General features: G+C 67.9%; 28 protein-coding genes. 20 read left to right on the top strand and 8 right to left on the bottom strand.

Annotated features, from left to right (window positions below):
• Nucleotides 1–32 precede the first annotated feature (32 nt).
• Together ACWDTP_RS07990 and purE are read left to right on the top strand one after the other, a co-directional pair.
• Nucleotides 33–1229: a 5-(carboxyamino)imidazole ribonucleotide synthase gene (locus tag ACWDTP_RS07990; RefSeq protein ID WP_450018297.1), complete on the top strand. Its 1197-nt coding sequence runs from the start codon at nucleotides 33–35 to the stop codon at nucleotides 1227–1229.
• Entirely contained in the window at nucleotides 1219–1731 is a 513-nt protein-coding gene (gene purE, locus ACWDTP_RS07985) for a 5-(carboxyamino)imidazole ribonucleotide mutase (RefSeq protein WP_450018295.1), read from the top strand. The genes ACWDTP_RS07990 and purE overlap by 11 nt, the downstream gene beginning before the upstream one ends.
• A 17-nt stretch (nucleotides 1732–1748) precedes the next feature.
• Here purE and ACWDTP_RS07980 read toward each other — a convergent pair whose 3' ends face one another.
• Complete coding sequence (locus ACWDTP_RS07980; RefSeq protein WP_450018293.1) at nucleotides 1749–2405, bottom strand: TetR/AcrR family transcriptional regulator; 657 nt, start codon at nucleotides 2403–2405, stop codon at nucleotides 1749–1751.
• 136 nt (nucleotides 2406–2541) lie between these two features.
• On the opposite strand from ACWDTP_RS07980, the gene ACWDTP_RS07975 reads away from it, so the two are divergent.
• Nucleotides 2542–3711 carry an acyl-CoA dehydrogenase gene (locus ACWDTP_RS07975; protein ID WP_450018291.1) on the top strand — a complete coding sequence of 390 codons (1170 nt, stop codon included), beginning with the start codon at nucleotides 2542–2544 and terminating at the stop codon, nucleotides 3709–3711.
• Nucleotides 3712–3799: 88 nt separating this feature from the next.
• On the opposite strand, the gene ACWDTP_RS07970 is transcribed toward ACWDTP_RS07975, so the two are convergent.
• Nucleotides 3800–4504: a TIGR03089 family protein gene (locus ACWDTP_RS07970; protein WP_450018290.1), complete on the bottom strand. Its 705-nt coding sequence runs from the start codon at nucleotides 4502–4504 to the stop codon at nucleotides 3800–3802.
• Between the two features lie 8 nt (nucleotides 4505–4512).
• Nucleotides 4513–5979 (bottom strand): LCP family protein, encoded by a 1467-nt coding sequence (locus ACWDTP_RS07965; RefSeq protein ID WP_450018328.1) that lies wholly within the window; start codon nucleotides 5977–5979, stop codon nucleotides 4513–4515.
• Between the two features lie 79 nt (nucleotides 5980–6058).
• Between ACWDTP_RS07965 and rfbD the strand changes: the two genes are divergently transcribed.
• From rfbD to ACWDTP_RS07935, 6 genes are all read left to right on the top strand, one after another.
• Nucleotides 6059–6937 (top strand): dTDP-4-dehydrorhamnose reductase, encoded by an 879-nt coding sequence (rfbD, locus tag ACWDTP_RS07960; RefSeq protein WP_450018288.1) that lies wholly within the window; start codon nucleotides 6059–6061, stop codon nucleotides 6935–6937.
• Nucleotides 6934–7839, top strand: coding sequence for a glycosyltransferase family 2 protein (locus ACWDTP_RS07955; RefSeq protein ID WP_450018286.1), 906 nt, complete (start codon nucleotides 6934–6936; stop codon nucleotides 7837–7839). Before rfbD ends, ACWDTP_RS07955 begins: the two co-directional genes overlap by 4 nt.
• Nucleotides 7840–7841: 2 nt before the next feature.
• Complete coding sequence (locus tag ACWDTP_RS07950) at nucleotides 7842–8921, top strand: sugar phosphate nucleotidyltransferase (protein WP_450018284.1); 1080 nt, start codon at nucleotides 7842–7844, stop codon at nucleotides 8919–8921.
• Between the two features lie 123 nt (nucleotides 8922–9044).
• Nucleotides 9045–9866 (top strand): type IV toxin-antitoxin system AbiEi family antitoxin, encoded by an 822-nt coding sequence (locus ACWDTP_RS07945; RefSeq protein WP_450018282.1) that lies wholly within the window; start codon nucleotides 9045–9047, stop codon nucleotides 9864–9866.
• Between the two features lies 1 nt (nucleotide 9867).
• Entirely contained in the window at nucleotides 9868–10065 is a 198-nt protein-coding gene (locus ACWDTP_RS07940; protein WP_450018280.1) for a hypothetical protein, read from the top strand.
• 42 nt (nucleotides 10066–10107) lie between these two features.
• A complete protein-coding gene (locus ACWDTP_RS07935) occupies nucleotides 10108–10461 on the top strand; it encodes a hypothetical protein (RefSeq protein WP_450018278.1) in 354 nt (117 codons plus the stop codon).
• Between the two features lie 39 nt (nucleotides 10462–10500).
• On the opposite strand, the gene ACWDTP_RS07930 is transcribed toward ACWDTP_RS07935, so the two are convergent.
• From ACWDTP_RS07930 to cofD, 3 genes are read right to left on the bottom strand one after another with little or no spacing between them, the layout of a single operon-like run.
• Nucleotides 10501–11064, bottom strand: a complete 564-nt coding sequence (locus ACWDTP_RS07930; RefSeq protein WP_450018276.1) for an NUDIX hydrolase — start codon at nucleotides 11062–11064, stop codon at nucleotides 10501–10503.
• Nucleotides 11061–12422, bottom strand: a complete 1362-nt coding sequence (locus ACWDTP_RS07925; protein ID WP_450018326.1) for a coenzyme F420-0:L-glutamate ligase — start codon at nucleotides 12420–12422, stop codon at nucleotides 11061–11063. Before ACWDTP_RS07925 ends, ACWDTP_RS07930 begins: the two co-directional genes overlap by 4 nt.
• Before the next feature lie 2 nt (nucleotides 12423–12424).
• Nucleotides 12425–13420 carry a 2-phospho-L-lactate transferase gene (gene cofD, locus ACWDTP_RS07920; protein ID WP_450018274.1) on the bottom strand — a complete coding sequence of 332 codons (996 nt, stop codon included), beginning with the start codon at nucleotides 13418–13420 and terminating at the stop codon, nucleotides 12425–12427.
• A gap of 305 nt (nucleotides 13421–13725) precedes the next feature.
• On the opposite strand from cofD, the gene ACWDTP_RS07915 reads away from it, so the two are divergent.
• A complete protein-coding gene (locus tag ACWDTP_RS07915; RefSeq protein WP_450018272.1) occupies nucleotides 13726–14115 on the top strand; it encodes a WhiB family transcriptional regulator in 390 nt (129 codons plus the stop codon).
• A 9-nt stretch (nucleotides 14116–14124) separates the two neighbouring features.
• Here ACWDTP_RS07915 and ACWDTP_RS07910 read toward each other — a convergent pair whose 3' ends face one another.
• Nucleotides 14125–14547 carry a metallopeptidase family protein gene (locus ACWDTP_RS07910; protein WP_450018324.1) on the bottom strand — a complete coding sequence of 141 codons (423 nt, stop codon included), beginning with the start codon at nucleotides 14545–14547 and terminating at the stop codon, nucleotides 14125–14127.
• A gap of 130 nt (nucleotides 14548–14677) precedes the next feature.
• On the opposite strand from ACWDTP_RS07910, the gene ACWDTP_RS07905 reads away from it, so the two are divergent.
• From ACWDTP_RS07905 to manA, 4 genes are all read left to right on the top strand, one after another.
• The gene (locus ACWDTP_RS07905) at nucleotides 14678–15094 is read left to right on the top strand and encodes a DUF3499 domain-containing protein (RefSeq protein WP_450018270.1); all 417 of its coding nucleotides are present in this window, start codon (nucleotides 14678–14680) and stop codon (nucleotides 15092–15094) included.
• Nucleotides 15095–15180: 86 nt separating this feature from the next.
• Nucleotides 15181–16578 (top strand): phosphomannomutase/phosphoglucomutase, encoded by a 1398-nt coding sequence (locus tag ACWDTP_RS07900; protein ID WP_450018268.1) that lies wholly within the window; start codon nucleotides 15181–15183, stop codon nucleotides 16576–16578.
• Nucleotides 16575–17645, top strand: coding sequence for a TobH protein (locus tag ACWDTP_RS07895; protein ID WP_450018266.1), 1071 nt, complete (start codon nucleotides 16575–16577; stop codon nucleotides 17643–17645). Before ACWDTP_RS07900 ends, ACWDTP_RS07895 begins: the two co-directional genes overlap by 4 nt.
• A gap of 4 nt (nucleotides 17646–17649) precedes the next feature.
• Entirely contained in the window at nucleotides 17650–18876 is a 1227-nt protein-coding gene (gene manA, locus ACWDTP_RS07890) for a mannose-6-phosphate isomerase, class I (protein WP_450018264.1), read from the top strand.
• 8 nt (nucleotides 18877–18884) lie between these two features.
• Here manA and ACWDTP_RS07885 read toward each other — a convergent pair whose 3' ends face one another.
• Nucleotides 18885–20273, bottom strand: coding sequence for an FAD-dependent oxidoreductase (locus tag ACWDTP_RS07885; RefSeq protein WP_450018262.1), 1389 nt, complete (start codon nucleotides 20271–20273; stop codon nucleotides 18885–18887).
• Nucleotides 20274–20333: 60 nt separating this feature from the next.
• Between ACWDTP_RS07885 and ACWDTP_RS07880 the strand changes: the two genes are divergently transcribed.
• The 6 genes from ACWDTP_RS07880 (at nucleotide 20334) to ahcY (ending at nucleotide 25839) form a co-directional block, all read left to right on the top strand.
• Nucleotides 20334–21806 carry an APC family permease gene (locus ACWDTP_RS07880; RefSeq protein WP_450018260.1) on the top strand — a complete coding sequence of 491 codons (1473 nt, stop codon included), beginning with the start codon at nucleotides 20334–20336 and terminating at the stop codon, nucleotides 21804–21806.
• 247 nt (nucleotides 21807–22053) lie between these two features.
• On the top strand, nucleotides 22054–23202 hold the full coding sequence (locus tag ACWDTP_RS07875; protein ID WP_450018322.1) for an alkane 1-monooxygenase: 1149 nt from the start codon (nucleotides 22054–22056) through the stop codon (nucleotides 23200–23202).
• On the top strand, nucleotides 23199–23372 hold the full coding sequence (locus tag ACWDTP_RS07870; RefSeq protein ID WP_450018258.1) for a rubredoxin: 174 nt from the start codon (nucleotides 23199–23201) through the stop codon (nucleotides 23370–23372). Before ACWDTP_RS07875 ends, ACWDTP_RS07870 begins: the two co-directional genes overlap by 4 nt.
• On the top strand, nucleotides 23369–23551 hold the full coding sequence (locus ACWDTP_RS07865; protein ID WP_450018256.1) for a rubredoxin: 183 nt from the start codon (nucleotides 23369–23371) through the stop codon (nucleotides 23549–23551). Before ACWDTP_RS07870 ends, ACWDTP_RS07865 begins: the two co-directional genes overlap by 4 nt.
• Before the next feature lie 55 nt (nucleotides 23552–23606).
• Entirely contained in the window at nucleotides 23607–24242 is a 636-nt protein-coding gene (alkX, locus tag ACWDTP_RS07860; protein ID WP_450018320.1) for a TetR family transcriptional regulator AlkX, read from the top strand.
• A 139-nt stretch (nucleotides 24243–24381) separates the two neighbouring features.
• Nucleotides 24382–25839, top strand: a complete 1458-nt coding sequence (gene ahcY / locus ACWDTP_RS07855; protein ID WP_450018254.1) for an adenosylhomocysteinase — start codon at nucleotides 24382–24384, stop codon at nucleotides 25837–25839.
• Nucleotides 25840–25890 lie beyond the last annotated feature (51 nt).

The following is a 25890-nucleotide window of genomic DNA, read 5'->3' as shown; positions in this document are numbered from 1 at the left end:
GGCCCGCGAACCCGGCATGACACCATGACACCGTGCCGAACACTCCCCAGCGCCAACCCAAGGTCGCGATGATCGGTGGTGGTCAGCTCGCCAGGATGACCCATCAGGCGGCGATCGCCCTTGGTCAGACCCTGCGGGTGCTCGCCGTCGCACCCGACGACCCCGCAGCACAGGTGACCCCCGATGTGGTGATCGGCGCGCACACCGACCTCGAGGCGCTGCGCCGAGCCGTCGAGGGCGCCACGGTGATGACCTTCGACCACGAACATGTGCCCACCGAACACCTGGAGCGGCTGGCGGCCGAGGGGATCACGGTCTCGCCGCCGCCCCAGGCGCTGGTGCACGCCCAGGACAAACTGCTGATGCGACGCAGACTGCAGGCCATCGGCGCGCCGGTGCCCCGGTTCGCCGACATCCGGTCCGTCGAGGACGTGGAGACGTTCGCGCGGCAGATCGACGGGCCGGTGGTGATCAAGACCGTGCGCGGCGGCTACGACGGCAAGGGCGTGCTGATGCCCGACGATCTGGCGCAGGCCCGCGAGGTCGTCGGCCGGTACCTGGCCGACGGGGTGGCGCTGCTGGCCGAGGAACGGGTCGCGATGCGCCGCGAACTCGCCGCGCTGGTGGCTCGCTCACCGTTCGGGCAGGGTGCGGCCTGGCCGGTGGTCGAAACCGTTCAGCGCGACGGCATCTGCGTCGAGGTGTACGCGCCCGCCCCCGACCTGTCCGACGAACTCGGTTCGGCCGCACAGGAACTGGGGTTGCGGCTGGCGGCCGAGCTCGGCGTCGTCGGGGTGCTGGCCGTCGAGTTGTTCGAAACCGTCGACGGCACCATCCTGGTCAACGAGCTGGCGATGCGGCCGCACAACTCCGGGCACTGGACCATGGACGGCTCCGTCACCAGCCAGTTCGAACAGCATCTGCGGGCGGTGCTGGACTACCCGCTCGGCGATACCGCCGCCGTCGCGCCCGCTGCCGTGATGGTCAACGTGCTCGGGGCGCAGAACACACCGGCGATGTCGATGGACGAGCGGCTGCACCATCTGTTCGCCCGGCTGCCCGAGGTCAAGGTGCACCTGTACGGCAAGGGGGAACGTCCCGGCCGAAAGATCGGGCACGTCAACGTGATCGGCACGGACGTCGCCGACCTGCGGGAGCGGGCCGTGCGCGCGGCGCATTGGCTGTCACATGCGGAATGGACCGACGGATGGGATGAACATGGCGAATAGCGGAGCGGGCCCCAGGGTCGGGCTGATCATGGGCAGCGACAGCGACTGGTCGGTGATGTCCGACGCGGCCGACGCGCTCGCCGAATTCGAGGTGCCGTTCGAGGTCGGTGTGGTCTCGGCGCACCGGACCCCGCAACGCATGCTCGATTACGCCGGGACCGCCGCGGACCGCGGCGTCGAGGTGATCATCGCCGGGGCGGGAGGCGCCGCGCACCTGCCGGGCATGGTGGCCTCGGCCACCCCGCTTCCGGTCATCGGGGTACCGGTGCCGCTGGCCCGGCTGGACGGCATGGACTCGCTGCTGTCGATCGTGCAGATGCCCGCCGGGGTGCCGGTGGCCACGGTTTCCATTGGCGGAGCACGCAATGCGGGCCTGCTGGCCGTGCGGATCCTGGGCTCCGCCGACGTCGGGCTGCGGGCCCGGATGGTGAAATTCCAGGCCGACCTGGAAGAGATGGTGCTGGCGAAAGACGCCGCACTGCGCGAACGCCTGCTGGGCTGACCGGGTCGCCGGCGCAGTCAATCCCCGATCAGCCCGCGGATGCGGGGGGTCAGGGATTCGATCGGTTCGTCGGTCGACATCACCACGACCGCGGTGCGGGTGCCGCCGCCCCGGTAGATCGGCCAGGTCGCGGCCAGTGCCTCGGCCAGGTCCGACCGCGGGTTGGTCGCGTCACCGCGTAGCCATCGGCGCAGCACATGGTTGTGTGCGACGACAACGGCGTTGGCGAACAGGTCGGCGCGCAGGGCAGCTGTCCAATCCTCGGCCTGCGCGGTCCGCAGGTGTTGGGTGAACAGCCGGACATACCGCGACACCACGGCCGTTTCGAAGTCGCGCAGGGCAGGCACCGAACGGGTGAGCCGATACCGCGTGCGGGCGCGTTCACCCTCGGCGAGATAGTTCTCGAATACCGAGGTTGTCGCCACCGCGATGACCTCGGCGGGCAGCGCCTCGGCCGGCGCAGCCGACAACCGCTCGTCGGCCCGGCGCAGCAACGCCTCGTGATCGGGAAAGATCAACGCCTCTTTCGATCCGAACTGGCGAAACGCGGTGGTCCGTCCCACCTGTGCCCGCGCCGCGATGTCGTCGACGCTGGTGGCCTCGTACCCACGTTCCTCGAACAGGTCGAACGCCGCGCTCACCAGACGCTCTCGGGTACTTGGCAGGCCGGGCATGGGTGCACCTCCGTCGGGTACTGAGTGCCGATGATATGGTACTGAGTACCAAACCGTAGCAGGGCGATGCACCCGATGTGCAGTCCGGGCAACGATGGAACACGAGAGTCACGAGCTGAGAGCGAAGGAGACGATCATGGCTGGTTGGGCCGGTAACCCATCTTTTGATCTGTTTCAGCTGCCGGAGGAGCACGAGGAGCTCCGGGCGGCGATCCGGGCGCTGGCGGAGAAGGAAATCGCGCCGCACGCCGCCGACGTCGACGAGAACGCGCGCTTCCCGGAGGAGGCTCTGCGGGCCCTGAACACGTCGGGCTTCAACGCGGTGCACGTGCCCGAGGAGTTCGGTGGGCAGGGCGCGGATTCGGTGGCCGCCTGCATCGTGATCGAAGAGGTGGCCCGGGTGGATGCGTCGGCGTCACTGATCCCGGCCGTCAACAAGCTGGGCACCATGGGCTTGATCCTGCGTGGGTCGGATGATCTGAAGAAGCAGGTGCTGCCGTCGTTGGCGGCCGGTGAGGCGATGGCCTCCTACGCGCTTTCGGAGCGCGAGGCGGGCAGTGATGCGGGCGCGATGCGGACCAGGGCCAATGCCGACGGCGACGACTGGATTCTGAACGGCACCAAGTGCTGGATCACCAATGGCGGTAAGTCGTCGTGGTACACGGTGATGGCGGTGACCGATCCGGACAAGGGTGCCAACGGGATTTCGGCGTTCATCGTGCACAAGGACGACGAGGGCTTCAGCGTCGGCCCCAAGGAGCGCAAGCTCGGTATCAAGGGGTCGCCGACCACGGAGTTGTATTTCGAGAACTGCCGGATCCCGGGGGACCGGATCATCGGGGAGCCCGGGACCGGGTTCAAGACGGCGTTGGCGACGTTGGATCACACCCGGCCGACGATCGGCGCGCAGGCGGTGGGTATCGCCCAGGGGGCGTTGGATGCGGCGATCGCCTACACCAAGGACCGTAAACAGTTCGCGCAGAGCATCTCTGATTTTCAGGGGGTGCAGTTCATGCTGGCCGATATGGCGATGAAGCTGGAGGCGGCGCGGTTGATGGTGTACCACGCCGCGGCGCGGGCCGAGCGTGGTGAGGGCAGTCTCGGGTTCATTTCGGCGGCGTCGAAGTGTTTTGCCTCCGATGTGGCGATGGAGGTGACCACCGATGCGGTGCAGTTGTTCGGTGGTGCCGGCTACACCGCGGATTTCCCGGTCGAGCGAATGATGCGGGACGCCAAGATCACCCAGATCTATGAGGGCACCAACCAGATTCAGCGCGTCGTGATGAGCCGCGCCCTGCTCAAGTAAGTCCGCGCGAACAGACATAAACCTGCCCGTTTTGCGCGGATTGTAGGCAGGTTTATGTCTGTTCGGCAGAAATGACCCGCGGGAAAAGTCAGCCGCGGGTGACCTTCTCGGTGCTGCGGCGGCGGTCCAGCCCGGCCGGGTCGGGATTGGCCACCTGCACCAGCGATGCGCCGACGGCGAAGACCGCGAGCAGGTTGTCGATGATCTCCTCGGCGGTGTCCCAGGACGCCGTCGACATCACCCGGTCCGCGGCGGCGAAACCCTGTGCGGAGGCTGAACTCCGGGCGGCGGCCAGCACATCGGCAGCCGATTGTCCGGCCAGCGCGGCACCGGGCTGACGCTCCGGCACGATCTGGTCACCATGCACCCGAACCGACGTCGCGTAGTCGGTCACCCCGACCGGGAGGTCGGCGGCGGGCTTGCCGAACGGATCCAGCGACAACACCGCCACCTCGCCGCCCGCGACCGCGTCGTCGGCCTCGTCGAGGCGCTCACGGGTGCACAGCGCGATATCGGCGGATCCGGTCAACACCACTTCGGCACCGATCCACCAGACGCCCAACACCACCGCGGCGGTCTGCCAGTGTGCGGGCAGCAGCACCGCCACCCGGGTGCCCGGGCCCGCACCGAGCTCGTCGCGTAACAGGTTGGCGGTCTTGGCCGCCCAGTTGGCCAGCGTCACCGCCGAGAGCTCGATGCGCTCGCCGGTGGCGTCGTCGTAGTAGGTGATCCGCGGCCCCGCCGGGTCCGAGGCCAGCAACGGGTCCAGCACGGCAGCACTGACGGTGTCCATGTCCGCGCTCAGTTCACGCACTGCGGGTCGTCGGCACCCGCGGTCAGGACCGGCGACGGCGGCGGGGGTGCCTCGCCGGTGTCGGTGGATTCGTCGGCCGACGCCGGGCCAACGGAGTCGAGGGTGACGTCGCTGCCGTCAAGGCCCGAACCGGGACCGGTGTAGTCGGCGGCCAGCACCACCCGCACCGACCCGGACGGAACCGAAGCGTCCTCGGTGACCGGCAGGCCGCCGAGATCCTTCGAGACGGCTTGTGCACCAAGGTCGTCGGTCTTGGCGGCCAGCACCTGACTGTTGGACAGCTGCCCGCCCTCGTGGTTTCCGGTGCTGCCGGGGGTGAACCCCTTGGTGCTCAGCACGTGGGATACCGCGGCGGCCAGACCGTTGATATCGGTGGCGTTGACGACCTCGACCGTGGTCTTGTCCGGCGAATAGGCCAGCTCCTCGGTCTTACCCTCGTCCTGGCCCTGCAGCAGGCTCGAAACCCATTGGTGCACCTCGGTCGGTTCCACCTGCACCACGCTCTGCATGCCGTCGTCGCTCCACCCGTCCTCGCGCAGGATCGGAATGGTCGCGAACGCCACGTTGCCCGCGGCCAGTTTCTGCAGCTGATCGACGAAATCCATGATGTCCCAGCCATCGGAGAGCACCACCGAACGCTGCACGGCGCTCTGCAACTTGCCCAGTGTGGACGGGCTGGACAGGGTCTTGCTCGAGATCACCTCATGGGCCAGCGAGGCCATCACCGACTGTTGACGGGTGACCCGGTCCAGATCCCCGCGCGGCAGATCGTGGCGCTGGCGCACGAAGCTCAGCGCCTGCGGGCCGTTCAGTTTCTGCCAGCCCGCCGGGAAGTCGGCGCCCGAGAGAGGTTCGTACACCGCGTCTTTCAGGCACACGTTGACACCGCCGAGCGCATCGGTGATGAGCGAGAAGCCCAGCAGCCCGATCTCGGCGTAATGGTCGACGGTGACCCCGGTCAGGTTGGCGACGGTCTGGATCAGCTCCTCGCGGCCGGCCTCGACGGCCTTGGGCTCGGCGATCGCCGGGTCCTCGCCCTCGACTTCGACGAGCTGCTTCATCCGGTCCAGCTTCACATCGCCGAACACGCCGTTGATCTTCATCTTCCCCCACCCGGGGGCTTCGACGTAGGAGTCGCGGGGGATGGAGATCGCGGTCGCCGACTTCCCGTTGTTCGGGATGCGCACCAGGATGATGGTGTCGGTGTTGGTCGACACGTCGTCGCCGGCCCGCAGCGTCGCCAGCTCCTCGGGCGACAGCGGGTTGCCGTGCGCATCGGTGCGGCTGTCGTTACCGACCAGCAGGATGTCGATGGCGCCGTCCTCACCGCCCTCGCCGAGGGCGGCCGAGTTGATGTGGTTGATGCCGGATTCGAATGAGCGGATCTGACTCCAGGCCACACCCGTTCCGAGCACCACGGCCGACGCTGTGGCGACAGCGATCGTCCGGAGCATGGGGATAGGCACCTGCCCAGGCTACTTGCGGGTCCGACGTGACCCGGGTAACGAAAGACCGGCGTGCCAGACTCAACGCATGGCGCAGCGGATCGTGGTTACCGGGGCGGGCGGCATGGTTGGCCGCGTATTGGCTGATCAGGCACGGCATCAGGGCCGTGAGGTGCTGGCCCTGACGTCGTCGCAATGTGATATCACCGACGCTGCGGCGGTGGGGCGATTCGTCGCAGCGGGCGACGTCGTGATCAACTGCGCGGCCTACACCCAGGTCGACGCCGCCGAGACCGACGAGGACAGGGCCCACGCGGTCAACGCCATCGGTCCGGGAAATATCGCGCAGGCGTGCGCCCGGTCCGGCGCCGGACTGGTGCACGTCTCCACCGACTACGTGTTCGGCGGCGATCGACAGACACCCTACGAGGTCGACGACGCCACCGCACCGCTCGGCGTCTACGGACGCACCAAACTGGCCGGCGAGCAGGCCGTGCTGGCCGTCAAACCCGATGCGCACATCGTCCGCACCGCCTGGGTGTACCAGGGCGGCGACGGCGGTGATTTCGTGGCGACGATGCGCAGGCTGGCGGCGGGGGACCGGACCATCGACGTGGTCGCCGACCAGGTCGGTTCACCCACCTACGTCCCCGACCTCGTCGCCGCGCTGTTGCAGGTGGCCGACGGCGAGGTCGACGCGACCGTGGTGCACGCCACCAACGCCGGGTCGGCCAGCCGGTTCGACCAGGCCAGGGCGACTTTCGAGGCAGTCGGCGCCGACCCGCAGCGGGTCCGCCCGGTCGGCAGCGACCGGCACCCGCGACCCGCCCCGCGCCCGGCATTCTCGGTGCTGGCGGCGCAGCGGTCGGTGTCGGCCGGCCTGACGCCGCTGCGGGATTGGCGCGAGGCGCTGGTGGCGGCGGTCGCGCCGGGGGCCGGCGCCGGCCCGCTACCCTCTACGCCGTGACTGAGGAAGGCCGCCGCCCGCTTGTCGTGGTCACGGTGACGTATTCACCGGGCCCGCACCTTGACCGGTTTCTGGCGTCGTTGTCATTGGCGACCGACCGGCTGGTCACCGTCATCATGGCCGACAACGGGTCCACCGACGGCACGCCCGAAGCGGCCGAGCAGCACTATCCGAACGTCCGCCTGCTGCGCACCGGCACCAACCTCGGCTACGGCGGTGCGGTGAACCGCGCGGCGGCGATCGCCGAAGCCGAGCTGTCCGACCCGGACTGTCCGGGCTTTTTCGTGGTGGCCAACCCCGATGTGCAGTGGGGCCCACGGTCCATCGACCTGCTGCTGGAGGCGGCCGGGCGCTGGCCGCAGGCGGGGGCGCTCGGCCCGCTGATCCGCGAGCCCGACGGTTCGGTGTATCCGTCGGCGCGTCATCAGCCGAGCCTGGTCCGCGGTGGGATGCACGCGGTCGTCGGCCCGTTCTGGAAGTCCAACCCGTGGACGGCGGCCTACCGCCAGGACCGGGAGGATCCCAGTGAGCGTCCGGTCGGCTGGTTGTCGGGTTCGTGTCTGTTGCTGCGCCGGGCGGCCTTCGACCAGATCGCCGGATTCGACGAGCGCTACTTCATGTATATGGAGGACGTCGACCTCGGCGACCGGCTCACCCGCGCCGGATGGCAGAACATCTACGTGCCCGGCGCCGAGGTGGTCCATGACAAAGGGCACTCCACCGGTCGCGACCCGGCCAGCAATCTGGCCGCCCATCACCGCAGCACCTACACGTTCTTGGCCGATCGCTACCCGGCGGTCTGGCAGGCGCCGTTACGGTGGACCATCCGGGGCGCACTGGCGGTGCGGGCCGGTCTGGTGGTTGGTAGTTCCCGGCGTAAGCAGGCGAAAGGGCTCGATTGACCATGACGGATCCCGCGAACGTCGATGCCGTCGTCCTGGTCGGCGGCCAGGGCACCCGGCTGCGGCCGCTGACCCTTTCGGCACCCAAACCGATGCTGCCCACGGCCGGGCTGCCGTTCCTGACCCATCTGCTGTCGCGGATCGCGGCGGCAGGCATCCGCCACGTCGTGATGGGAACGTCCTACAAGGCCGAGGTGTTCGAGGCCGAATTCGGTGACGGGTCCGGGTTCGGGCTCGACATCGATTACGTCACCGAAACCGAGGCCCTCGGCACCGGCGGGGCGATCGCCAACGTCGCCGACCAGCTCCGCCACGACACCGCCATGGTGTTCAACGGGGACGTGCTGTCGGGCGCCGACCTGGGGGCGTTGCTGGCGGCGCATGAGTCGCACGGCGCCGATGTCACGCTGCATCTGGTGCGGGTCGGCGATCCGCGCGCGTTCGGGTGTGTGCCCACCGACGCCGACGGAAAGGTCACGGCATTCCTGGAGAAGACCCAGGATCCGCCGACCGATCAGATCAACGCCGGCTGCTATGTGTTCAAACGCGGCATCGTCGAGCAGATCCCCCGGGGCCGCCCGCTGTCGGTGGAGCGGGAGATCTTCCCCGAGTTCCTCAGCCGCGGTTTGCGGGTCTGCGGGTATGTCGACGCGTCCTACTGGCGGGACATGGGTACCCCGGAGGACTTCGTGCGCGGTTCGGCCGATCTGGTGCGCGGCATCGCCGCCTCACCGGCGCTCGACGGTCAGCGCGGTGAATCACTCGTGCACGACGGCGCGGCCATCGCGCCGGGTGCCCTGCTGATCGGTGGAACCGTGGTGGGCCGCGGCGCCGAGATCGGCGCAGGCGCAAGGCTTGACGGCGCGGTGATCTTCGACGGCGTGCGGGTCGGGGCGGGCGCGGTGATCGAGCGCTCGATCATCGGTTTCGGTGCCCGCATCGGGCCGCGGGCGTTGATCCGGGACGGGGTGATCGGCGACGGTGCCGATGTCGGTGCCCGCTGCGAACTGCTGCGCGGTGCCCGGATCTGGCCGGGTGTGGCGATCCCCGACGGCGGTATCCGGTTCTCCACCGACGTGTGAGTCGTCGCCGACGCTACGCTTTCTGGCGCCTTTTCGGGTTTTGATCAGCACAAACCGTAGTCTCGGCGGCGAACTGTCAAATACAACCTTAGTTTGTTAATATTGACCAAACTAAGGCGGTAGATGACAGTGGCTCGTACTATTCCTCCCTCGATCGCCGGCGTGGTTGAGCAGCTCGAGCTCGACGGGGGCCTGGTTGTGACGGTGGATCGATTGGCCGCCGCCATGCGTGACGCCGACCTCGAAGTAGACGAGCCAGATATCCCGCGCTTCGCGTACGAACTACAGCGTGACGGGTGGCTGGGCCGCTTGCGGACCAAGTATGCCTGGGAGTTTCTTCCGGGAGCTCGTGCCGGGGCGTACGGCTCAGGTGATCGCTTTATCGAATTCCGCGCGCAGCATGCGGTTCACCCGACCTGGCGCGGTGTCCTTGCGATGGAGTCGGCCGGATCGGTACTTGGCGTGGCGCAACGACTTCCCGACAAGGAAGTCGTTGCCCTGCCCGCCGACGAGCGTTTTCCGAAAGCACTTGTCGGTGAGTGGCGTTACGTTCGCGTAGAACTACCCGAGCGGGGATTGACAACGGTCGACGGGTTGCCGTCGTGGAATCTCGAAGGTCTTGTCGTGGGTATTGCGGCCCGGCCGGCGGCCTATAAGGACGTGGCCGGTCTCGGACAGTGGCTGCCGGAAGCCTCTCTTCGGGTCGATGTCGGCACTGTCATTGCGTTGCTTGTGGCAATGAACTCCGCGACCTCACAACGGGCCGCGTACCTTCTGGGCGCGGCCGGCAACCAGGACGCACGAGCGGCGATCCTCGACGCCTACCCTGCTGCGGAGACGGTCTGGCTTGGTCCGCGCACGGCTGGGGAAGGTGTGTTCGACGCCAAGACCAAGGTCAACGACACACTGCTGCACACATACCTCAGCGTGGGAACCGGATCCTGACATGACCCGGATCACCGAAGGGCACCTCGCACGCCACTATCAGGGCGTCAAGGGTGGACGCGACGCCGCACTGCTCGACATTGCCCAGGATCACGCGTTGCGTGTGCTGCACGACAAGGGTCTGTTCGATCGCCAATTGGTGTTCAAGGGCGGCACGGCATTGCGAAAATTCAGAGCCGGCAACGCCGGTCGATTCTAGACCGAGGAAGCCATCTCGGAGAAGTTGGCACGCTATCGGCGAGTGTCGTTGGCGCGTGATCTCTACGATCTGCAATGGTTTGCCACCGAGCGCGCGCTCGACACGGCGCTCGTCCGGCGGCTGTGGGTGCTGAAGGTGTACCGCGACGTGGTTGTCGACGGGCGCGGCACCAAGCCGGTAGATCCGATCGAGGTTGTCCGATTGAGGGACGCGAGCCGGTTTCGTCGGGAGGATATCGGCTACCTCACCAAGCCCGTCCGTATTGACGAATGGATCGCCACAGTCAGCAACCGCTACGCATTCATTGCCGAGCTCGACGCGGACGAACGACGATGGGTCGAGTGCAACGAGCGACACCGCTACGAGGTCGAAACGGCGTTGGCCTCATTCTGTTGACAGCCTCGGTCACACCCGAGTTCGGGAGTGATGATTCGATCACGACTTCTGATCGGCGATATCCAGGCCGGTTCTAGCTGCGGCGCGGGCGAGCTGCGCCAGGCCGAAGTCGGTGCCCTCGGGCAGCGCATCCAGCGGCCACCACCGCAGATCCAGTGATTCGTCGCTGCGGGCGATCTCGGCTCCGGCCGGGGCCCGCACCAGGAACTGCATGTCGAGATGGCGGGTGGGCACACCGAGCGAACAGGTCACCGGATGCACATGAACCGCGGCCAGTTCGGCGGCGATGGTCAGCCCGGCGATTCCGGACTCCTCGGTGGCCTCCCGCAGCGCCGCGGCGTGGATATCGGCGTCGGCATGCTCGCAGTGCCCGCCGAGTTGGAGCCACCGGCCGAACCGCGGATGCAGGGTGAGCAGGGTGTGGGTCCCGGTGTGGTCGAGGACGAGCGCGGACGCGGTGATATGTCCCGGGGCGCATTCGCGTTGGCACGCATCGGGTCTGGCCTCCAGAAAGGACAGCACCGCGTGCCGCAGCGAATCCTGTGCCGCGTCGGTGGTTCGCCACCCGGTGAGCACCGCCACCGCCGAGGCGTGCAGGGTCACCGGAACACCAGCAGACCCTCGGGTGGCACCGGGTCACGCGGCGGCTGCGGCTCCTGTGGGTAGCCGATCGCGATGGCCCCCAGCGGTTCCCAGTCGTCGGGCAGGCCGAGCTCGGCACGCACCAGATCGCCCGCGAAGATCGTCGAGCCGATCCAGCAGCTGCCGATCTCGCGTACCGCCAGCGCCACCAGCAGTCCCTGGACCGCGGCGCCGGCGGCGACCGTGAACATGGTGTGCTCGGCGGCGGTGCGGGCCGCGTCGGGATAGCTGTGCGCGCCGTCGGGAACCAGGAAAGGGATCACCAGTTCGGGTGCGTCGTAAAGGATCTGACCTCGGCCGACCCTGCGCTCGACGGAATCGGGGGTGCGTCCGTCGCCGGCCAGATCGCTGCGCCACCGGTCCTTCATCCGGTCCAGCAGCCGGGTGCGGGTGGCGCCGTCGCGTACCCAGACGAACCGCACCGGACGGGTGTGGTGGGGGGCGGGTGCGGTCAGCGCCTCGCCGACGGCGGCCTCGATCAGCTCGGGCGGCACCGGGTCGTCGGCAAAGCCGCGCACCGAGCGCCGCAGCCGCTGCGCCTGGTTGCGGCCCAGCTGGATCGCCTCGGCGGTGCCGAGCCAGAACAGATCGTCCTCGCCGGACCGCACCAGCGTGCCCGCGGTGGACCCGTCGTCGGCCAGGTCGAGGCCACGTACCACCGCGACCGGGATCGCGGTGAGCTTGCCCTTGACCAGATCGGCGGCCGCGGCGATCTCGTCGGCGACGGCCACCTCGGTGACCACCAACTCGTTGCCGTGCCGGTCGTGGGCGCCGGCATACCCGTGTAGCACCGTGAGACCCGACGCACCGATGGCGAAGTCGGTCTGGCCGTTGCGCCAGGCCCGCCCCATGGTGTCGGTGATCACCACCGCCACCGTGACGCCGAGCCGGTCCCGCAGGGCCGCCCGCAGCGCGGCGGCGCTGCCGTCGGGGTCGACGGGCAGCAGGGCCAGCTCGGTGGAGTCCACGTTGGAGCCGTCCACCCCGGCGGCGGCCTGTACCAGCCCGATGGCGTTCTCGGTGATCAACGTGCGGCCCTTGCGGGCCAGCACCCTGGTAGCCTCGGCGTCGATCAGGGTGCGCCGCAGCGCATCCCGTTCCTCGGGGTTGGTGGGCGCGGCGACGATACGGCCCTCGCACTTGGACACCACCTTGCTGGTCACCACCAGCACGTCGCCGTCGCGCAACCACGGGGCGGCCGTGGCGAGTGCGCCGACCAGGTCGTCGCCGGGCCGGAACTCCGGCAGGGCCGTAACCGGCAGGATCTCGACGCGGTCGGCCGAGCCGTGCTCGACGTGCGCCGCTGCCGGGTCGGGCAGGCTCACAGCGTCACGCCGACGGTGTCGAGTCCGGCGCGCACCATCTCGGCCGTGGTGGGTGGGTCGGTCATCAACAGCGGAACCGCGCGCACCGTCACCCCCTCGATCTCGGCGTCGTCGCCCTCGTGCACCAGCCATGCGTCCAGCAGCCCGGTCCCCGAGCGGGCACCGAAATGCCTGCCGACACCCTGCGAGGTGGATTCCACCCCGATGATCGACAGGCATTCGTCGGCCATGCCGCGCAACGGTTTTCCGGCGATGATGGGAGAGTAGCCGACCACCGGGGCCGCGGTGGAGCGCAATGCGCCACGAATGCCGGGGATCTGCAGGATCGGGCCGACGCTGACCACCGGGTTCGACGGTGCCAGCAATACGACATCGGCGTCGGCGATGGCCTCGGTGACGCCGGGTCCCGCGGTTGCCTGTTCGGCGCCGACGAACGCGAAGCTGTGCGAGGGCACCTTGGCGCGGTAACGCACCCACCACTCCTGGAAGTGGATGGCGCGTTTCTCGCCTGCCGTCTCGCCCGGTCCAGGGTCGGTGATCACCACGTGGGTCTCGCTGCGGTCATCGCTGGCCGGCAACAGCCTGGCCCCCGGTGCCCATCGTTTACACAGCGCCTCGGTCACCTGCGAGAGCGGGTAGCCGGCGCGCAGCATCTGGCTGCGGACCAGGTGGGTGGCCAGATCGCGGTCGCCGAGGCCGAACCAGTCGGGCTGCACCCCGTAGGCGGCGAGTTCCTCCTTGGCGTGCCAGGTCTCGTCGCGGTGCCCCCATCCGCGCTCCGGATCGATGCCGCCGCCCAGGGTGTACATGCAGGTATCGAGGTCGGGACAGATCCGCACGCCGTGCATCCAGGCGTCGTCGCCGACGTTGACGACGGCGGTGAGTTCATGCTTGCCGGTGCCGTCTGCGAAGCTGCCGAGGCGCAGCAGGTTCTGAACCCCCAGCAAAAATCGTGCGCCTCCGACGCCGCCGACCAGAACGGTGATCTTCACAACGACCGAGACTAGGCGGTGGGGCGCCGCGCACGGAAACGGCGTAGTCACGACTGGGACACGCCGATGTGTCGACGCGCCGGATTCCGATCACGAGATGGTATGAATTCCGGTTCCAGCGCTTGACCCCGGCAGCTAACACGTGTGTAATCACAGCAGTGTCATTTCTGGTTGATGTTCGATTCCGGTGGCGCGGATGGGGATTCGATCATCTGTTCGAAAGGGATGGCCGAACACCGCAGTAACGCATTGCAAGAGTGGGCTCCACCTAGGGATCTACGAGACCGAGTGAGGAGGCGGGGGATATGCCTTATGAGAGCGGCGATTTCGATCGTGTGGTTCGGTTTGACAGCCGGCTACTCGGCTCGGTAGGCAACGCACCGCACATCGATATCGGACCGGCGCCGTTGGGGGCTAATGGACGTCCCCAGCTGAGTTTGGTACCCGAGCACGCCGATGTTGATCCGGGGGACGAGGACGATCAATGGCAGGAACGCGCACTGTGTGCGCAGACCGACCCTGAGGCGTTCTTCCCGGAGAAGGGCGGGTCTACCCGCGAGGCCAAGCGCATCTGCCAGGGTTGCGAGGTTCGTGACCGCTGCCTGGAGTACGCGTTGGCCCATGATGAACGTTTTGGCATCTGGGGCGGGTTGTCTGAGCGTGAGCGTCGGCGTCTCAAACGCGGGATTATTTGAGGCGCTTGGTCAGTCGTCGTCGATCGTCGGGTCGATGACCGACGGCTCCACGCCAAGATAGGTGGCCACCTGGGCCACCAGGATTTCATGCAGAAGATCAGCCAGCTCGTCGGATTCCTTGACCCGGCGCTCGATGGGCTTGCGGAACAACACAATTCGAGCCCGGGTCGCATTTCCTCTGACGTCAACCCCGGCCGGTATCAGCCGGGCCAGCGCAATCGGGCCGTCGGCCACCACTTCCGGGGGCCATTGCACACTGTCCGGATCCTTCGGGGACATTCTCGGGATCTCGTCGACGGCGATGTCGAGCGCCTCGATACGCGCCGCCCAGCGCCGCTCGATCGGTTCGTAGGCCTCCAGCACCGCCATGTCGAACCGTTCGGCCCGGCTACGCCAGCCCGGAACCGACCGGGGGAGCAGCGGCCCGCGGATATCGCGGCCGCGACGCGATCGCCAATGGTTGCGCTGGGCCACGGGGACGATCGTAACGGTTCGGGATCGGCCATCGGCGGCTGCGCGTGTCCGGCGGCGCGCGGCGTTGGTCCGAGATAATCTCTGGTGCGTGAATGTTCCCCGTCGCTGCTGCAGGCCCGGGTGCCCGCACTATGCCGTGGCGACGCTGACCTTCGTCTACTCCGACTCCACGGCCGTCGTCGGTCCGCTGGCCACCGTCTCCGAACCGCACTCGTGGGACCTGTGCGTCGGGCACGCCGGCCGGATCACGGCACCGCGCGGGTGGGAGCTGGTCCGCCACGCCGGGCCATTGCCGACTCACCCCGACGAGGACGATCTGGTCGCACTCGCCGACGCGGTACGTGAAGGCCACTCCGGTGTGCAGGGCGGCGGCGTGGTAGCCGGATTCTCCGATCCGTCCAGCGGGGTCGGCGGCGGTGCCATCATGGCTCCCGCCGCGCGTGCACCGGAGACGAACGGCCGGCGTCGCGGGCACCTGCGGGTGCTGCCCGACCTCAACGATTAGACAACTGTAAGGCTGAGTGTAGTGAGCGTGTCGTTGTCGCGCGGCGGTTAGGCTGGCGCCAACGGTCCCGTTTCACAAGGAGTTCTATGTCTCGGCCAGCAGCCGCTGTTCACGGTGTCATCAAGGCCTATGACGTCCGTGGCCTGGTCGGGACCGAACTCGACGAAGCCTTCGTCGCCGACGTCGGCGGCGCGTTGGCCAGGCTGGTCCGCGCCGAGGGCGCCGACCGGGTCGTGGTGGGCCACGACATGCGGTCCAGTTCGCCGGAGCTGGCCGCGGCGTTCGCCGGTGGCGTCACCGCCCAGGGGCTCGACGTGGTGCGGATCGGCCTGTCATCCACCGATCAGCTGTATTACGCCTCGGGCCGGCTGGACTGCCCGGGAGCCATGTTCACCGCGAGTCACAACCCGGCCGCCTACAACGGCATCAAGTTGTGCCGGGCGGGGGCCAAGCCGGTCGGCAAGGACACCGGCCTTTCGGTGATCGCCGATGAGGTGATCGCCGGGGTACCGGCGCACGACGGACCCGCGGGCACGGTGTCCGATCGCGACGTGCTGGCCGACTATGGCGAATTCCTGCGGTCGCTGGTGGATCTGAGCGGGCTGCGGCCGCTGAAGATCGCCGTGGACGCGGGCAACGGGATGGCAGGCCACACCACCCCCGCGGTGCTCGCGCCGCTCCCCGGCGCGACCATTCTTCCGCTGTTCTTCGAGCTGGACGGCACCTTCCCCAACCACGAGGCCAACCCGCTGGACCCCGCCAACCTGGTCGACCTGCAGGCACACGTGCTGGCCTCGGGAGCCGATATCGGGCTGGCCTTCGACGGCGACGCCGACCGCTGTTTCGTCGTCGACGAACTCGGCCGCCCGGTGTCGCCGTCGGCGGTGACCGCGCTCGTGGCGGCCCGCGAGCTCAACCGCGAGATCGGCGCCACGATCATCCACAACCTGATCACCTCGCGGGCGGTGCCCGAACTCGTCATCGAACGCGGCGGCACCCCGGTGCGGTCCCGGGTCGGGCATTCCTACATCAAGGGACTGATGGCCGATACCGGCGCGATCTTCGGCGGCGAGCATTCGGCGCACTACTACTTCCGGGATTTCTGGGGTGCCGATTCCGGCATGCTGGCGGCGCTGCACGTGCTGGCCGCCCTCGGTGAGCAGGACCGCCCGCTGTCGGAGATGATGGCCGACTATCAGCGTTACGAATCCTCTGGCGAGATCAACTTCGCCCTGACCAGCACCGTCGATGCGTCGGCATGTATCGACGGCGTCCTGCAGTCGTTCGGCAGTGACATCCATTCCATCGACCACCTCGACGGTGTCACGGTCGATCTCGGCGACGGCAGCTGGTTCAACCTGCGCACGTCCAACACCGAGCCGCTGTTGCGGCTCAACGTCGAGGCACGCACCACCGAGGACGTCGACGCGATCGTCGGCAAGATCGGCGCGCAGATCACCACGGCCGACGAGGCGGTGCCATGAACGCGGTGGACGCGCCGGTCGACCTCGACGACGGCGACAGCCTGGCGGCCGCGGACCGCAACGGGCTGCTGCGTGCCGCGGCGATGGCAGGAGCCCAGGTGCGGGCCACCGCGGCCGCGCTGGACGAAGGAGTGCTCGACTCGCTGCGGTCCGACACGCCGCCACGCACCGTGATCTGGGTGGCGGGCCGCGGAGCGGCCGGTAGCGCCGGGGCGGTGCTTGCCGCATCGCTGGGCGGCACGGTGTCGGTGCCGATCGTGCCGGCCGCCGAGATCCCGCCGTGGATCGGCGCGCTCGATGTCCTGATCATCGCCGGTGACGACCCGGGCGACCCGACCCTGGTGTCCGCCGCGGCCACGGGTGTGCGGCGGGGGGCGCGGGTCGTGGTGGCCGCGCCCTACGAGGGGCCGCTGCGCGATGTCGCGGCGGGCCGGGCGGTATCGCTGGCACCGCGTCTGTGGGTACCGGACGATTTCGCCTTCACCCGCTACCTGGCCGCCGGTCTGGCGGTGCTGCATGTGGTCGAACCCGGGATGCGGATCGACCTGGCGGCGCTGGCCGACGAACTCGATGCCGAGGCGCTGCGCAACAGCGCCGGGCGGGACCTGTTCACCAATCCCGCCAAGACGCTGGCCGAGCGGATGTCGGGAGTGGGCGCCGTGCTGTCCGGTGACGGCGCGGCGGCGCTGGCGCTGGCGCGACACGGGTCGGCGACCATGTTCCGGCTGGCCGGCCGGGTCGTCGCCGCCGCGGGGCTGGCCGATGTGCTGGCCGCAGCGGGAAGTGGGGTGACCGGGCCGCCTGCGGAGCGGTCGCTGTTCCACGACGAGGAGATCGACGGCCCGTTGCCGCAGCGGGTGCGGACTTTCGTGCTGAGCACCGACGTCGAACGGCCCGGTGTAGCCGCCCGGATCGGTGGATTCGACGACATCACCGTGATGGGCGCCGAGGATGTGCCCGACGCGGCAGGCACTACTGTGCCGGTCGGACGTCCCGAACAACAATTGGCGATACTGGCCGTCCGCTTGGAGATGACGGCCGTCTATCTGAAACTGGTTCGAGGTTAAACGAGTGCATCTGCTACGCGGGGCGGTGCGGACCTATGCCTGGGGTTCGCGTACCGCCATAGCCGAGTTCACCGGCAGGCCAAGCCCCACAGCGCATCCGGAGGCCGAGCTGTGGTTCGGCGCGCATCCCGGCGACCCGGCGTGGTTGCAGACCGAGCACGGTGAGCAGTCGCTGTTGCAGGCCGTGCAGGACGATCCGGAGGGTCAGCTCGGCCCGGCTGCGGTCGGCCGCTTCGGCGACGCGTTGCCGTTCCTGGTCAAGGTCCTCGCGGCCGACGAACCGCTGTCGCTGCAGGCGCATCCGAGTGCCGACCAGGCCCGCGAGGGTTTCGAGCGGGAGGATCGGCTCGAGATTCCGGTGTCGGCGCCCACCCGCAACTATCGCGATCGCAGCCACAAACCGGAGTTGCTGGTCGCGCTGGGCCAATTCGACGCGCTGGCCGGCTTTCGCCCGGTCGCGCACACCGTCGAGCTGATGCGGGCGTTCGCCGTGTCCGATCTGGACCCGTTCATCAACCTGTTGGCCGGGCAGGCCGATGCCGACGGCCTGCGGGCCCTGTTCACCACCTGGATCACCGCGCCCCAGCCGGACCTGGACGTGCTGGTGCCCGCGGTGCTCGACGGGGCGGTCCAGTACATCCGTTCGGGCGAGAAGAAATTCGCCGCCGAAGCCAAGACCGTGCTCGAGCTGGGCGAGCGCTATCCGGGTGACGCCGGGGTGCTGGCCTCACTGCTGTTGAACCGGGTCAGCCTCGAGGCCGGCGAGGGGATCTACCTGGGTGCCGGGAATCTGCACGCCTATCTGCACGGTGTCGGTGTCGAGGTGATGGCGAACTCCGACAACGTATTGCGTGGCGGGTTGACGCCCAAACACGTCGATGTACCCGAGCTGCTGCGGGTGCTGGACTTCACCCCCACCCCGGAAGACCAGCTGCGCCCCGAAACGGTCAGGGATGAGACCGAGGTGCTCTACCGAACGCCCGCACCGGAGTTCGCGGTGTCGGTGTTGTGCGTGGACGGGGATCACCTCGGTCACGAGATCGACGCGCAGTCCCATCACGACGGCCCGCAGCTGCTGCTGTGCACTGAGGGCGCCGCGGTGGTGCACTCCAAGACCGACAGCCTGGCCCTGGAGCGGGGCGCGGCCGCCTGGGTGGCCGCCGACGACTGCCCGATCCGGTTGACCGCGGCCCAACCCACAAAACTGTTCCGGGTGACCGTCGGCATCTGAGGTGTGCGTCAGCCGGCCGCCGAGAGCGGTTCGGTGTCCTGGCTGGGGGGTTGCCTGCGTGCGGACCGCCACAGCCCGACGTTGGTCCGCACCGCGCGGGCGATCAGCCTTGGCGACGGCGCGAGGTAGAGACTGTCGAGCAGGCTGGTCCGCCGCAGAAACCATTCGGCCAGAACCGGATCCGTCTCGGCCGCCCCGATGAACTGGTCGAACAGGCCGTAAAGCGGTGCGTACCACCATGATCTGTCACCCTCGGCGCCGTGCGCGATCTGATCGGCGACCGAGTTCAGCAACCACACCGGGTAGATGGTCCGTGCCGTGCGGTGGACCAGCCTGGGGATGAAGTCGGTCCGGCCCGCCGCCAGTTCGGCCCGCAAGTCGGTGGCCTGTAACGCCGTCATGGTCACCCCCTGCCCGTAGGTCGGGTTGAGGCTGGCGACCGCATCGCCGAACGGCAGGATCGCCCCCGGCAGCCGTCGCAGCTTGTCGTAACGGCGCCACCGGGCCGACGGGTACCGGTGGAAGGCCATCTCGCCCACCGGCTCCCCGGCGTTCAGCGCTGCCGCGATGTGCGGGGGAAGGGTGGTGGTGGCCTGGGCGCGGATGCCGGTGAAGTCGCGCGGCGGCTGTGCCCGGGCGACGCCGAAGGCCGTCACGGTCCAGATGCCGTCCTCGTGGAACAGCATGCCCATGCCGAGCCCCTCATCGTGGGAGGCGCTGACCAGAACCATCTGCTCGGGCATCGCCCCTTTCGGAATCCGCACCCGATGCGACGCGTAGGTGACCCCGATCTTCACCGTGTCCTCGCGGGGACGGTCATATCCCCACTCCTGCAACCACGCCGGTAGCCGGCTGCCCCGCCCGGACCCGTCGACCACCAGATCGGCCCGCACCAGGCTGCCGTCGTCGAGGACCACTCCGGTCACCCGCTCGGTGGTCGCGTCGAACCGCGGATGGGCCACGGCGCCGTGGTGCACGGTGACGTTGGGCAGGGCCAACACGCGTTGACGGATCTGCCATTCGAGCCGGCCGCGGCTCGGTAGATAGGCCGTGAACCTGGATTCCAGCGTGTGACCGGTACCCAGGACGTGGCCCGCGGCCGCGAAATGGATCGCGTCCGGGTGGTTCTCCACGACCGGCACGCCCGCGGCGGCCATATCCGCGAGCAGACCCGGGAACAGCGCCTCGAGTTCCTGGGCGCCGCGGGCCATCAGCAGATGGACGTGCTGTCCCTGGGGTATCGCGCCGCGGTTGACCGGGCCATCGGGAAGCTCATCGCGCTCGTAGATGGTGACGCGGTCGAAGTGCTCCGACAACACTTTCGCCACGCAGAGACCCGCGATGCTTCCTCCGATGACAACGGCATGCGGGCAGGTATCTTTCAGACTCTTACGCATCGACGGTCACCGTAATGGGAACATGACGGGAACGGGTCGGAATGAAAGGCAGCGTCAATTATGAACGCCAGGCGGCGGACGAAATCTGTCGAGCAGTCGATTGCTGACACCGATGAGCCGTCGACCCGGCTCCGCAAGGATCTCAATTGGTGGGATCTCACCGTCTTCGGCGTCTCGGTGGTGATCGGTGCCGGCATTTTCACCATCACCGCATCTACGGCGGGCAATCTGACCGGACCGGCGATCTCCATCTCGTTCGTGATCGCCGCGATCGCATGCGGTTTGGCGGCCCTGTGCTATGCCGAGTTCGCTTCCACGGTGCCAGTTGCCGGCAGCGCATACACATTTTCCTATGCGACTTTCGGCGAATTCATCGCCTGGGTCATCGGCTGGGATCTGATCCTGGAATTCGCCGTGGCCGCCGCGGTGGTGGCCAAGGGTTGGTCGAGTTACCTCGGCACGGTGCTCGGCTTCGACGGGGGGACGGTGGATCTGGGCCCGGTCCAGCTGGACTGGGGCGCCCTGATCATCATCGTGTTCGTGACGCTGCTGCTGGCCCGCGGGACCAAGTTGTCGGCCGAGGTCAGCCTGGTGATCACGGTGATCAAGGTGGCCGTGGTGGTGTTGGTGGTGGCGGTCGGTGCGTTCTACATCAAGGCCGCCAACTACACGCCGTTCATTCCGCCCTCGGAGGCCGGGGAAGGCGGCACCGGGGTGGACCAGTCGTTGTTCTCCCTGTTCACCGGGGGCGAGGGCAGTCATTACGGGTGGTACGGGGTGCTGGCCGGGGCCTCGATCGTGTTCTTCGCGTTCATCGGGTTCGACATCGTCGCCACCACGGCCGAGGAGACCAAGAACCCGCAGCGTGACATCCCGCGCGGGATCCTCGGGTCACTGGTCATCGTCACGGTGCTCTACCTCGCGGTGACCGTGGTGCTGTCGGGCATGGTGTCCTATCGCGAGCTCAAGACCAGTGACGGGCAGTCGTCGAACCTGGCGACCGCGTTCGCCGCGAACGGAGTGGACTGGGCCGCGAAGGTCATCTCGGTCGGCGCGCTGGCCGGGCTGACGACCGTCGTCATCGTGTTGATGCTCGGGCAGACCCGGGTGCTGTTCGCGATGTCGCGGGACGGGCTGGTGCCGCGGCGACTGGCCAAGACCGGCCCGCACGGAACCCCGGTGCGGATCACCGTGATCGTGGGTGTCGTGGTGGCCCTGGCGGCGTCGGTGTTCCCGATCGACAAGCTCGAAGAGATGGTGAATATCGGCACGCTCTTCGCCTTCGTGCTGGTGTCGGCCGGGGTGCTGGTGCTGCGCCGGACCCGCCCCGATCTGCCCCGCGGGTTCCGGGCGCCGTTCGTGCCGTTATTGCCGATCGCCTCGATCGTGGCCTGCGCCTGGTTGATGCTCAACCTGACCGGGCTGACCTGGATCCGGTTCCTGATCTGGATGGCCATCGGTGTGGTGGTCTATCTGCTCTACGGCCGCAGGCACTCGGTGCTGGCCAACCGGGACGTCGTCACCACGCGGTAGGGCTCGGGCCCCGTTTGTAGCGCCACGGCGAAAAAATCGCACGTCGAACGCAACAGCGGTACCCGTGTGCCCGCAGTCACTTTACAAAACATCTATAAATGTCTAGACGAACGACATGTGAGCCTCTATAGTCAAGGCATCGAAGTGATGGCACTCACACAAGGAGGCTGACGTGGTGGCGGAACTCTCCGGCGCTGACACCGCCGATATCGCGCAATGGCGGGACCGGAAGCGGCATCTCTGGCTGATGGGGCTGATCGCCCCGACCGCGATGTTCGTGATGCTTCCGCTGATCTGGGCGCTCAATCAGTGGGGTTGGCATACCGCGGCGCAGGTGCCGATGTGGATCGGCCCGATCCTGCTCTACGTGCTGCTGCCGCTGCTGGACCTGCGCTACGGGCCCGACGGGCAGAACCCGCCGGACGAGGTGATGGAGCGGCTGGAGAACGACAGGTACTACCGGTACTGCACCTACGTCTACATCCCGTTCCAGTACGCCAGCGTGATCCTGGGTGCCTACCTGTTCACCGCGGCGGATCTGAGTTGGCTCGGGTTCGACGGCGGGCTCGGTTGGCCGGCCAAGATCGGTGTCGCGCTGTCGGTGGGGGTGCTCGGAGGGGTGGGCATCAACACCGCGCACGAGATGGGGCACAAACGGGACTCGCTGGAACGCTGGCTGTCCAAGATCACCCTGGCCCAGACCTGGTACGGCCACTTCTACATCGAGCACAACCGCGGCCACCACGTCCGGGTCGCCACGCCCGAGGACCCGGCGTCGGCCCGGTTCGGGGAGACCTTCTGGGAGTTCTTGCCGCGCAGTGTGTTCGGCAGCCTGCGCTCGTCGTGGCAGCTGGAGGCGCAGCGGCTGCGCCGGCAGGACCGCTCGCCGTGGCACTGGTCCAACGACGTCCTCAACGCCTGGGCGATGTCGGCGGTGTTCTGGGGCGCACTGATCGCGGTCTTCGGTCCCTGGGTGATCCCGTTCATGGTCATCTCGGCGGTCTACGGCTTCAGCCTGCTGGAATCGGTGAACTACCTCGAGCACTACGGTCTGCTGCGGCAGAAGACCGCCAGCGGCCGCTACGAGCGCTGCGCGCCGGTGCACAGCTGGAACTCCGACCACATCGTGACCAACCTGTTCCTGTACCACCTGCAGCGGCACAGCGACCACCACGCCAACCCGACCCGGCGGTACCAGACCCTGCGCAGCATCGACGGAGCCCCCAACCTGCCCAGCGGGTATGCCTCGCTGATCGGGCTGACCTATCTGCCGCCGCTGTGGCGCAAGGTGATGGACCACCGGGTGCTCGAGCACTACGACGGTGACGTCACCCGGGTGAACATCCAGCCGCGGCTGCGCGAGAAGGTGCTGGCGAAGTACGGAGTGCACCAGTGAGCGCGTATCGGTGCCCCGGCTGCGGCTACGTCTACGACGAGGCCAAAGGGGCACCGCGCGAAGGATTCCCGGCCGGAACGGTATGGGACCAGGTGCCCGACGACTGGTGCTGCCCGGACTGTGCGGTACGGGAAAAGATCGATTTCGAAAGCGTGGAGGCCAAGCAATGACTGACTACAAGCTCTACATCTGCGTCCAGTGCGGATTCGAGTACGACGAGGAGAAGGGCTGGCCCGAGGACGGCATCGCCCCCGGCACCCGCTGGGACGACATCCCCGACGACTGGAGCTGCCCGGACTGTGGCGCGGCCAAATCCGACTTCGAGATGGTCGAGGTCGCCCGGCCGTGACCACGGCCGGGCCTGCCGCCAGCGCGGGAAGCGTGACACGAGGATTGGAAGCGATATTGTCGCGCATGTGAGTCGGCCGCCCGAGAAGCAGCGCATCCCGTATGCCGAGGCCTCGCGGGTACTGCTCCGCGATTCGATTCTCGACGGTATGCGCGATCTGCTGCTGACCCGGGACTGGTCGGCGATCACGCTCTCGCATGTGGCACAGGCCGCCGGCATCAGCAGGCAGACCATCTACAACGAGTTCGGATCCCGGCAGGGCCTGGCCGAGGGATACGCGATGCGGCTGGCCGACCGCCTCGTCGACGCGGTGGACGAGGCGATCAACCACAACGTCGGCCAGGTGCACGCGGCGTTCCTGGAGGGGTTCCGGGCCTTCTTCGCCGAGTCGGCCGCCGATCCGCTGGTGATCTCGCTGCTCACCGGCGCCTCCAAACCCGACCTGCTGCAGATCATCACCACCGGCAGCGGACCCATCATCACCCGGTGTTCGGCCCGGCTGACCGGAACCTTCCAGAACAGCTGGATCAAAGCCAGTGACTCCGACGCCGGCGTGCTGGCCCGGGCCATCGTGCGACTGGCGATGAGCTACGTCTCGATGCCGCCCGAAGCCGACCACGATGTGGCCGGTGACCTGGCCCGACTGATGACTCCGTACGCCGAGCGCTACGGTGTCTTAGATACCCCGTAGCTGTCAGTGCGCCGCCGCTGTGAGAAAACCGCATGAGCGCCTGTCCCGCGAGCCCGCAGGCTAGAGGTATCTGCATGTGGCGTCCCCATTGGGCGCGCCCGTGCGCTTGCCAGCAATCACGAATGAAAGAGGGCTCTACATGACTGAATTGAAGGCCGACAGCCGTGGCGGCATCGACTTCAAGGTGGCCGATCTGTCGCTGGCCGACTTCGGCCGCAACGAGATCCGCCTCGCCGAGCACGAGATGCCCGGCCTGATGGCGCTGCGCCGCGAGTACCACGATGTGCAGCCGCTCAAGGGCGCCCGGGTGTCGGGTTCGCTGCACATGACCGTGCAGACCGCGGTGCTGATCGAAACCCTGGTCGCCCTCGGTGCCGAGGTGCGCTGGGCGTCGTGCAACATCTTCTCCACCCAGGACCACGCCGCGGCCGCGGTCGTCGTCGGCCCGCACGGCACCCCCGAGGAGCCCAAGGGTGTCCCGGTGTTCGCCTGGAAGGGTGAGTCCCTCGAGGAGTACTGGTGGGCGGCCGAGCAGATGCTCACCTGGCCGAACGAGCCCGCCAACATGATCCTCGACGACGGCGGGGATGCCACCATGTTGGTGCTGCGCGGCGCCCAGTGGGAGAAGGCCGGTGTGGTGCCGCCGTCCGAGGACGGCGACTCGGCCGAGTGGAAGGTGTTCCTGAATCTGGTCCGCACCCGCTTCGAGACCGAGAAGGACAAGTGGACCAAGATCGCCGAGTCGGTGCAGGGCGTCACCGAGGAGACCACCACCGGGGTGCTGCGCCTCTACCAGTTCGCCGCGGCCGGTGAGCTGGCCTTCCCGGCGATCAACGTCAACGATTCGGTCACCAAGAGCAAGTTCGACAACAAGTACGGCACCCGGCACTCGCTGATCGACGGCATCAACCGCGGCACCGATGTGCTGATCGGCGGCAAGAAGGTGCTGATCTGTGGCTACGGCGACGTGGGCAAGGGCTGCGCGGAATCGCTGGCCGGCCAGGGCGCCCGCGTCCAGGTCACCGAGGTCGACCCGATCAACGCGCTGCAGGCGCTGATGGACGGCTTCGACGTGGTGACCGTGGAGCAGGCGATCGGCAACGCCGACATCGTCGTCACCGCAACCGGCAATCAGGACATCATCACCCTCGAGCACATGAAGGCGATGAAGCATCAGGCCATCCTGGGCAACATCGGCCACTTCGACGACGAGATCCAGATGGCCGGCCTGGAGCGCTCGGGCGCCAAGCGCCTCAACATCAAGCCGCAGGTCGATCAGTGGACGTTCGACGACGGCAAGTCGATCATCGTGCTGAGCGAGGGCCGGCTGCTCAACCTCGGCAATGCGACCGGCCACCCGTCGTTCGTAATGAGCAACAGCTTCTCCAACCAGGTGATCGCCCAGATCGAGCTGTGGACCAAGAACGACGAGTACGACAACGAGGTCTACCGGCTGGCCAAGCACCTCGACGAGAAGGTGGCCCGCATCCACGTCGAGGCACTCGGCGGGACGCTGACCAAGCTCACCAAGGAGCAGGCGGAGTACATCGGCGTCGACGTCGACGGCCCGTACAAGCCGGAGCACTACCGCTACTGAGTCACCCTTTTCTGCGCGAGCAGACACAAAAGTGCCCCAAATCCCTTGATT

The organism is Mycobacterium sp. NPDC003449, assembly GCF_053588415.1.
Note: the sequence above shows the minus strand (reverse complement) of the source record. Positions and strands in the feature narration are given on the sequence as shown.